At 73.4% G+C, this 4,182-nt stretch carries 6 protein-coding genes and 1 pseudogene; 5 read left to right on the top strand and 2 right to left on the bottom strand.

Going from position 1 to position 4,182, the window contains the following annotated elements:
• A pseudogene (locus tag Q7T52_RS06355) lies at positions 1-466 on the top strand (rRNA cytosine-C5-methyltransferase); the annotation flags it as partial.
• 13 nt (positions 467-479) lie between these two features.
• Here the strand turns inward: Q7T52_RS06355 and Q7T52_RS06350 are convergent.
• Positions 480-1,007 (bottom strand): AAA family ATPase, encoded by a 528-nt coding sequence (locus tag Q7T52_RS06350; protein ID WP_304800519.1) that lies wholly within the window; start codon positions 1,005-1,007, stop codon positions 480-482.
• 36 nt (positions 1,008-1,043) lie between these two features.
• The gene (locus tag Q7T52_RS06345; RefSeq protein WP_304800517.1) at positions 1,044-1,211 is read right to left on the bottom strand and encodes a hypothetical protein; all 168 of its coding nucleotides are present in this window, start codon (positions 1,209-1,211) and stop codon (positions 1,044-1,046) included.
• Positions 1,212-1,234: 23 nt separating this feature from the next.
• Between Q7T52_RS06345 and ligD the strand changes: the two genes are divergently transcribed.
• The 4 genes from ligD to Q7T52_RS06325 all read left to right on the top strand — a co-directional run.
• A complete protein-coding gene (gene ligD / locus Q7T52_RS06340) occupies positions 1,235-2,254 on the top strand; it encodes a non-homologous end-joining DNA ligase (RefSeq protein WP_304800514.1) in 1,020 nt (339 codons plus the stop codon).
• Positions 2,251-2,679 (top strand): hypothetical protein, encoded by a 429-nt coding sequence (locus Q7T52_RS06335; protein ID WP_304800512.1) that lies wholly within the window; start codon positions 2,251-2,253, stop codon positions 2,677-2,679. The genes ligD and Q7T52_RS06335 overlap by 4 nt, the downstream gene beginning before the upstream one ends.
• On the top strand, positions 2,676-3,668 hold the full coding sequence (locus tag Q7T52_RS06330; protein WP_304800510.1) for a UPF0158 family protein: 993 nt from the start codon (positions 2,676-2,678) through the stop codon (positions 3,666-3,668). The genes Q7T52_RS06335 and Q7T52_RS06330 overlap by 4 nt, the downstream gene beginning before the upstream one ends.
• 32 nt (positions 3,669-3,700) lie before the next feature.
• A partial coding sequence (locus tag Q7T52_RS06325; protein ID WP_304800508.1) for a ribulose-phosphate 3-epimerase occupies positions 3,701-4,182 on the top strand: 482 nt, incomplete at its 3' end.

Below are 4,182 nucleotides of genomic sequence, written 5' to 3'. Positions count from 1 at the left end.
GCTCGTCGCCCGCGCCCTCCGGGGCGCCGACGGCGTCGCCGGCATCGTGGTCGCCGACGGCCGCCGCCCCCCGCTCCGGCCCGGGACGTTCGACCGGGTCCTCGTCGACGCTCCCTGCACCGGACTCGGCGCGCTGCGCCGCCGTCCCGAGTCGCGGTGGCGGCGTCGGCCCGACGACCTGCTCGAGCTGGTGCTGCTCCAGCGCGCGCTGCTCGGCAGCGCGCTCGACCTGGCGCGTCCCGGTGGCGCGGTGCTCTACGCGACCTGCTCGCCGGTGCTGTCCGAGACCTCCGGGGTCGTCGCCAGCATCCTCGAGGGCCGCACCGACGTCGTCCTCGACGACGCCACCGCGCTGCTGCCCGAGGTGCCCGACTGCGGCGGTCCGCTGCCCGGCACCGTCCAGCTCTGGCCCCACCGGCACGGCACGGACGCGATGTTCCTCGCGCTCCTGCGCCGCACGTCCTGACCCCTCGCGACCGTCAGTCCAGGACGTGTCGCAGGTAGCGCCCCGGGGCGTCGAGGTAGGCCTTCCAGTGCGTCACCAGCTCGAGCTCGTCCCACGTCGTGCGCCGGTAGCCCCAGTCGCCGACCTCGAGCACGGTCGCGCCGGGGAGCGACGCGAGCACGGGGGAGTGGGTCGCGCAGAGGACCTGGCCGCCCTCGCGGGCCAGGTCGTGCAGCACCCCCATCAGCGCGAGGGTCGACGAGAACGACAGGGCGGCCTCGGGCTCGTCGAGGCAGTAGAACGCGGGTTGGTCGAAGCGGGAGCGCAGCACCGCGAGGAAGGACTCGCCGTGGCTCATCTCGTGGAAGTGCGGCTCGTCGCTGCGGATGCTCCCGGGGTTGTCCTCGAGGTAGGTGTAGTAGCCGTGCATGGTCTCGGCGCGCAGGAAGAACCCCCAGCGCGACGCCCCGAGGCCACGGTGCAGGCGCAGCGACCCGCCGAGCGGTGACTCGCTGGCGCGGGTCGCGTGCCGGCTGCCCGTCGTACCGCCCTCCGACGCCATCCCGTACGCCGTCGCGACCGCCTCGACCAGGGTCGACTAGCCCGACCCGTTCTCGCCGACCAGGAACGTGACGCCCCGGGGCAGGTCGAGCCCCTCCCGGGCCAGCTGGGCGACCGCGGGGATCGTCATCGGCCAGGCGTCGGGGTCGACGTCGGCGGAGGACCCGACCTCGACGCGCACCACGGGAGGTTGGTCGAAGTCCACGGTCCTCAGACTAGGTTGGGTCCGTGGCGTCGAAATCCCCGTCGATCGAGATCGAGGTCGACGACCGCGTGGTCCGGGTGAGCAACCCCGACCGTGTCTACTTCCCGGAGTCCGGGGCCACCAAGCACGACCTCGTCGACTACTACCTGTCCGTCGGCCCGGGCATCGTCAACGCGCTCTTCGAGCGACCCACGATGCTGCACCGCTACCCCAAGGGCCTGGCCGGCGACAAGGTGCACCAGAAGCGGCTCCCGGCCGGGGCGCCCGGCTGGGTCGAGACCGTGCAGCTGCACTTCCCGCGCTGGAACCGCACCGCCGACGAGCTCTGCGTCACCGAGCTCGGGGCCGTCATCTGGGCGGTGCAGATGTCGACCGTCGAGTTCCACCCGTGGAACAGCCGGCGCGCCGACCCCGAGAAGCCCGACGAGTGGCGCATCGACCTCGACCCCGGCCCGCTCTCCGACTACGCACAGGTACGCCGGGTGGCTGCGGTCGCGCACGAGGTGCTCGACGAGCTGGGCGCCGTCGGCCACCCCAAGACCAGTGGCGGTTCCGGGCTCCACGTCTACGTCCGCATCCACCCCGACCACGGCCACAAGGTCGTGCGCCGGGCCGCGCTGGCGTTCGCCCGCGAGGTCGAGCGGCGCGCGCCCGACGACGTCACCACGACCTGGTGGCGCAAGGACCGCGACCCCCACCACCTGTTCGTCGACTACAACCAGAACGCCCGCGACCACACCATCGCGGCGGCCTACTCCGTGCGCGGCTTCGCCGACGCCCGGGTGTCGGCACCGGTGCGGTGGGACGAGATCGACGACGCCGACCCGCACGACTTCACCATCTTCACGATGCCCGAGCGGTTCGCGGCGATCGGCGACCTGCACGCCGACATCGACGACCCCGAGACGACCTTCGACATCGCGCCGCTGCTCGAGTGGGCCGACCGTGACGAGGCCGAGGGCGCCGAGACGCCGGACGAGCCCGACCCCGACGCCGACCCCGACGCCGACCCCGACCCCGACCCCGACAAGGGCGCCACGTGAGGGGCACCTGGGACGACCTCAACCGCCGCCTGACCGGCGCCATCCTCGCCCTCGACCTCAACGACGGCCTCGTCATCCGCGAGCGTCCCTCAGACTCCGGCCGCAAGGGCCTCTTCGGCTCCCGCAAGGCGTCCCGCGGCCCTCGGCGCTACGTGCAGGTCACCGCAGCCCCGCGGGTGCTCATCGCCGAGTGCGTCGGGTCGACGTCGTTCGGCGGCGAGTGGGAGATGACGCCCGAGACCGAGGCGTCCCTCCTCGAGATGGGCTGGGAGAAGCCGTGGTCGCCCGACTACCGCACGTTCTCCCGCGAGGCGCCGCTGACCTCGGCCAACCGGATCGCCCTGGCCACCGTGCGGGCGCTGCAGACCCTGGGGTGCGAGATGGACGACCTCGAGGTCGAGCTCGTCCACGAGGAGCCGTCATGACCGTGCCGCTCGACCGGATCGACCTGCCGATGCTCGCCGAGGCCATCGATGACGGCAGCTGGGAGCACGAGCACTACCTCGACCCCGCCTCGGGCGAGCAGTACCTCGGGGCCATGGGCGAGGTGCTCGACGCCGACGGCGAGGTGGCCGACCCCGACGAGCTGGGGTGGCTCCAGGTCGAGGGTGACGGCTCGCGCCGCCCCTACCGCGACATGGAGGTCTTCGCCGCAGCCCTCGCCGACCGCCGCCTGGGCGAGCGGCTCGACGAGGCGCTCGAGGGCAAGGGCGCGTTCCGCCGGTTCCGTGACACCTTGCACCGCCACGTCGACGTCACGGTCCTGCGGTCGTGGCAGGCCTTCACCGGTGCACGCGCCCAGCTGCGCGCCCTCGACTGGCTCGGGCTCAAGGAGGTCGTCGACGAGAACGACCTCGTCGCGGCGCGCGCCCAGCAGGACGAGGTGGTCCTCGCCGCCCTCCGTGAGGTCGGCGCCCCGCTGTCGTCGGCCCGCCTGGTCCTCGTCAACGGCATGCCGGGCTCCGGCAAGTCGACCCTGGCCGAGCGCTACCGCTGCGAGCACCCGGGCGTGCTGGTCGTGGAGGCCGACGTGCTGCGCACCTGGATCGGTGGCGACCCCGCCGACCACGCCGAGGCGTCCCGCCACCTCTCCCTCGCCCTGGCCCGCGCCCACCTCGAGGCCGGCTACGACGTCGTGGTGCCCCAGCTCGTCGCACGGCTCGACCAGCTCGAGCGGTTCGTCCAGGTCGCCGACGAGGCCGGCGCCGAGCTCGTCGAGGTCGTGCTCCACGGCGGCGTCGTGGAGTCCCGGGTGCCCGACGAGGCCATCGACCACCTCCTCGACTACGCCCACGGCCTGGCCGACGTGCTCGAGCAGCGGCCGGGCACGCACCGGATCGTCACCCGCCCCGGCGAGCGCGACAGCGCCTACCGCGACCTGCTCGACCTGCTCGACCCCGACGTCCCCGCGTGACCTCGGCGGCCCGGTCACTAGGCTCGTCGTCCGTGGGACACGTCCAGATCACCCCCAGCATCCTCAACGCCGACTTCGCCGCCCTCGGCGCCGAGGTCGCGCGGATCGGCAGCGCCGACTGGGTGCACGTCGACGTGATGGACAACCACTTCGTGCCCAACCTGACCTTCGGCCCGGCGATGGTCGAGGCCCTCGCGCGCAGCACCAGCATCCCGCTCGACGCGCACCTGATGATCGAGGACGCCGACCGCCACGCCCCGGCGTACGTCGAGGCCGGCTGCGGTTCGGTGACCTTCCACGTCGAGGCCACGGCCGCCCCGGTCCGGCTGGCCCGCGAGATCCGGGCCGCGGGCGCCCGCGCGAGCATGGCGCTGCGACCGGCGACGCCGGTCGAGCCCTACGAGGCGCTGCTGCCCGAGCTCGACATGCTGCTGCTGATGACCGTCGAGCCCGGGTTCGGCGGCCAGACGTTCCTCGACCTGGTGCTGCCCAAGATCCGTCAGGCCCGCGAGCT

The organism is Nocardioides sp. (genome assembly GCF_030655615.1).
Taxonomy (GTDB): domain Bacteria; phylum Actinomycetota; class Actinomycetes; order Propionibacteriales; family Nocardioidaceae; genus Nocardioides.
Note: the sequence above shows the minus strand (reverse complement) of the source record. Positions and strands in the feature narration are given on the sequence as shown.